The following is a 4,685-nucleotide window of genomic DNA, read 5'->3' on the forward strand; positions in this document are numbered from 1 at the left end:
ACCTCGGCCATGTGCATCTCGCCGATCACCCGCTTCATTACCTCGATCGGGCAGGTGGCGCCGGCCATGATCCCGCTGCGCAGGCTGGACAGGTCCAGGCCGGCGCGCTCCGGCAGATCCAGCTCGGCGATGAACATGGTCGGCACGCCGTAGAGCACCGTGGCGCGCTCCTCGGCCACCGCCTGCAGGGTGGTCAGCGGCTCGAAGGCGGCCCCCGGGTAGATCATGGTGCTACCATGGGTCAGGCAGCCGAGGTTGCCCATGACCATGCCGAAGCAGTGGTACAGCGGCACCGGGATCACCAGGCGATCATGCTCGGTCAAGCCCAGGCTCTCGCCCACCATATAGCCGTTGTTGAGGATGCTGTAGTGGCTGAGGGTCGCGCCCTTGGGGAAGCCGGTGGTGCCCGAGGTGTACTGGATGTTGATCGGTTCGTCGAACTGCAACTGGGCGCTGCAGGCGCGCAACTGCTCCTGACTGACCTGATCACTCCGGTCGAGGAACGCCGACCAACCGAACATACCGGTGCTCGGCTGCAGACCGAGGCTGATCACCCCACGCAGCTCGGGCAATAGGCGGCTTTGCAGTGCACCTACGGCGCAACCGGCGAGCTCCGGCAACAGTTCACCGAGCATCGCATGGTAGTCGCTGCTCTTGAACGCATCGGCGCAGATCAGCCAGCGGCAGCCGGAGTGCTTGAGCGCATACTCGAGTTCGCTGAGGCGGTAGGCCGGATTGATATTGACCAGCACCACGCCAACCTTGGCGCTGGCGAACTGGGCGATGCACCATTGCGCACAGTTCGGTGCCCAGATCCCGAGGCGCTCGCCGGGCTGCATGCCGATGGCCAGCAAGGCACGGGCGCAGCGATCCACCGCCTCACCCAGCTCGCCCCAGCTATAACGTAGCTGTTGATGACGAACGACGAGCGCCTCGCGCTCGGCGAAACGCGCCACGGTCTGATCGAACGCCGCGCCTATGGTCATGGCCAACAGGGGTTTGTCCTGTAATCCGCATGTGTAACTGGGTGAAGTCATGAGTTCCTCGATTCTTTTGCTTGTTCTGAGGTCCGGCGTCCGGGCTGCGCCCACTATCGGAGACTTGACAGCGTGCGAAGCCAGCTTTACGTTAACGTAAAGGTATGAGGGCTGACAAGCCTCCACCCAAACCTGCCCCGACAACGACAACAAGGTGCCCCCATGAGCTATCCGTCCCTCAACTTCGCCCTCGGCGAAACCATCGACATGCTCCGCGATCAGGTTCAGGCCTTCGTCGCCGCGGAACTGGCGCCGCGCGCCACCGCCATCGACAGCGATAACCTGTTCCCCGCCGACATGTGGAAGAAGTTCGGTGACATGGGCCTGCTCGGGGTCACCGTGTCCGAGGAATACGGCGGCGCCGGCCTCGGCTACCTGGCCCACGTGGTTGCCATCGAGGAGATCAGCCGCGCCTCGGCGTCGGTCGGCCTGTCCTACGGCGCCCATTCCAACCTGTGCGTCAACCAGATCAACCGCAACGGCACGGCCGAACAGAAGGCCAGGTACCTGCCCAAGCTGATCAGCGGCGAGCACGTCGGCGCCCTGGCCATGAGCGAGCCGAACGCCGGCTCCGACGTGGTGTCGATGAAACTGCGCGCCGAACGCCGCGGCGACCATTTCGTGCTCAATGGCAGCAAGACCTGGATCACCAACGGCCCCGACGCCAACACCTATGTGATCTACGCCAAGACCGACCTGGAGAAAGGCCCGCACGGCATCACCGCCTTTATCGTCGAGCGTGACTGGAAGGGCTTCTCCCGTGGCAGCAAGTTCGACAAGCTGGGCATGCGCGGCTCCAACACCTGCGAGCTGTTCTTCGATGACGTCGAGGTGCCGGAAGAAAACATCCTCGGCAAGGAAAACGGCGGCGTGAAGGTGCTGATGAGCGGCCTGGACTACGAGCGCGTGGTCCTGGCCGGCGGCCCGATCGGCATCATGCAGGCCTGCATGGACGTGGTGGTGCCCTATATCCACGACCGCAAGCAGTTCGGCCAGAGCATCGGCGAATTCCAGATGATCCAGGGCAAGGTGGCCGACATGTACACCCAGCTCAACGCCAGCCGCGCTTACCTGTATGCCGTGGCCCAGGCCTGCGACCGCGGCGAGACCAACCGCAAGGACGCCGCCGGGGTGATTCTCTACAGCGCCGAGCGTGCGACGCAGATGGCCCTGGAGGCGATCCAGATCCTCGGCGGCAACGGCTACATCAACGAATTCCCCACCGGCCGCCTGCTACGCGACGCCAAGCTCTACGAAATCGGCGCCGGCACCAGCGAGATCAGGCGCATGCTGATCGGCCGCGAGCTGTTCAACGAAACCAAATAATTCGTAGGGTGCGCCGTGCGCACCACGGGCAACGGCATGGTGCGTAGGGCCTAGGCGGCCTCGCACCCCTACAGGAAGCAAACATGGCCATCCTGCATACCCAGATCAATACTCGTTCCCCGGAGTTCGTCGCCAACAGTGCGGCGATGCTCACCCAGGTCAACGACCTGCGCGCCCTCCTCGCCCGCGTCCATGAAGGCGGCGGCGAGAAGGCCCAGCACCGCCACACCTCGCGCGGCAAGCTGCTGCCGCGCGAACGGATCAACCGCCTGCTCGACCTCGGCTCGCCCTTCCTCGAGATCGGCCAGCTGGCCGCCCATGGCGTCTATGGCGAAGACGTACCCGCCGCCGGGGTGATCGCCGGTATCGGCCGGGTCGAAGGCGTCGAGTGCATGATCGTGGCCAACGACGCCACGGTGAAAGGCGGCAGCTACTACCCGCTGACGGTGAAGAAGCACCTGCGCGCCCAGACCATCGCCCAGCAGAACCGCCTGCCGTGCATCTACCTGGTGGATTCCGGCGGCGCCAACCTGCCGCGCCAGGATGAGGTCTTCCCCGACCGCGAGCACTTCGGGCGGATCTTTTTCAATCAGGCCAACATGAGCGCCATGGGCATTCCGCAGATCGCCGTGGTCATGGGCTCCTGCACCGCCGGCGGTGCCTATGTGCCGGCCATGGCCGACGAGGCGATCATGGTGCGCAACCAGGCCACCATCTTCCTCGCCGGCCCGCCGCTGGTGAAGGCCGCCACCGGCGAGGTGGTCAGCGCCGAGGACCTCGGCGGCGCCGACGTGCACTGCAAGACCTCGGGAGTCGCCGACCACTACGCCGACAACGACGAGCATGCCCTGGCCCTGGCCCGCCGTAGCATCGCCAACCTCAACTGGCGCAAGCAGGGCGTGCTGAATAATCGCGAGCCGATCGCCCCGCTGTACGACGCCGAAGAACTCTATGGGGTGATCCCGAGCGATGCCAAGCAGCCCTTCGATGTACGCGAGGTGATCGCGCGCACCGTCGATGGCTCGGTGTTCGACGAATTCAAGGCGCTGTTCGGCGCCACCCTGGTCTGCGGCTTCGCCCATATCCAGGGCTACCCGGTGGCGATCCTCGCCAATAACGGGATTCTGTTCGCCGAATCGGCGCAGAAAGGCGCGCACTTCATCGAACTGGCCTGCCAGCGCGGTATTCCGCTGCTGTTTTTGCAGAACATCACCGGCTTCATGGTCGGCCAGAAGTACGAAGCCGGCGGCATCGCCAAGCACGGCGCCAAGCTGGTCAACGCCGTGGCCTGCGCCAAGGTGCCGAAATTCACCGTGATCATCGGCGGCAGCTTCGGCGCCGGTAACTACGGCATGTGCGGCCGCGCCTACGACCCACGCTTTTTGTGGATGTGGCCGAACGCGCGGATCGGCGTGATGGGCGCCGAACAGGCCGCCGGCGTGCTGGTCCAGGTCAAGCACGAGCAGGCCGAGCGTGCCGGGCAGCACTTCTCCGCCGAGGAGGAAGCCAAGCTCAAGCAGCCGATCCTCGAGCAGTACGAGCGCCAGGGTCACCCCTACTATTCCAGCGCACGGCTGTGGGACGACGGCGTCATCGACCCGGCGCAGACCCGCGAGGTGCTCGGCCTGGCGCTGTCCGCCAGTCTCAATGCGCCGATCGAGCCGAGCACCTTCGGCGTGTTCCGCATGTAAGCGATCACCGTAGGGCGGGTGAAACCCGCCAGAACATACGCGGGTTTCACCCGCCCTACATGGTTTTGTAGTTGGAGTTCAAATGAGCGACTTCACCACCGTACAACTGGAACAAGACCCCCGCGGTTTTGCCACCCTCTGGCTCGACCGCGCCGACAAGAACAACGCCTTCAACGCCGAGATGATCCGCGAGCTGATCCTCGCCCTCGATGAGGTGCAGGCCGACAAGAGCCTGCGCTTTCTCCTGCTGCGCGGGCGTGGCAAGCACTTCTCCGCCGGCGCCGACCTGGCCTGGATGCAACACGCCGCAACCCTCGACTACAGCGCCAACCTGGCCGACTCACGGGAACTGGCCGAGCTGATGCACAACCTCTACCAGGTCAAGATCCCGACCCTGGCCGTGGTCCAGGGTGCGGCCTTCGGCGGTGCGCTGGGGTTGATCGCCTGCTGCGACATGGCCATCGGCGCCGACGACGCCCAACTGTGCCTCTCGGAGGTGCGCATCGGCCTGGCCCCGGCGGTGATCAGTCCCTTCGTCGTGCAGGCCATCGGCGAACGCGCGGCCCGGCGTTATGCCCTGACCGCCGAACGCTTCAGCGGCGCGCGGGCCCGTGAACTGGGCCTGTTGGCC

Annotated in this window: 4 protein-coding genes; 3 read left to right on the forward strand and 1 reads right to left on the reverse strand. The window is 65.2% G+C overall.

Annotated elements, in window-relative coordinates; all coding sequences use genetic code 11:
* Nucleotides 1-1,037 (reverse strand): AMP-binding protein (locus ABZE94_RS20510; protein WP_372877936.1); only part of this gene is annotated, 1,037 nt, incomplete at its 3' end.
* Between the two features lie 162 nt (nt 1,038-1,199).
* Here ABZE94_RS20510 and ABZE94_RS20515 point away from each other — a divergent pair.
* The 3 genes from ABZE94_RS20515 to ABZE94_RS20525 all read left to right on the forward strand — a co-directional run.
* Complete coding sequence (locus tag ABZE94_RS20515; protein WP_372877937.1) at nt 1,200-2,363, forward strand: isovaleryl-CoA dehydrogenase; 1,164 nt, start codon at nt 1,200-1,202, stop codon at nt 2,361-2,363.
* Nucleotides 2,364-2,446: 83 nt separating this feature from the next.
* Complete coding sequence (locus tag ABZE94_RS20520) at nt 2,447-4,054, forward strand: carboxyl transferase domain-containing protein (protein WP_372877939.1); 1,608 nt, start codon at nt 2,447-2,449, stop codon at nt 4,052-4,054.
* 82 nt (nt 4,055-4,136) lie between these two features.
* Nucleotides 4,137-4,685 (forward strand): enoyl-CoA hydratase-related protein (locus ABZE94_RS20525; RefSeq protein ID WP_372877941.1); only part of this gene is annotated, 549 nt, incomplete at its 3' end.

The organism is Pseudomonas sp. (assembly GCF_041601375.1).
GTDB lineage: Bacteria > Pseudomonadota > Gammaproteobacteria > Pseudomonadales > Pseudomonadaceae > Aquipseudomonas.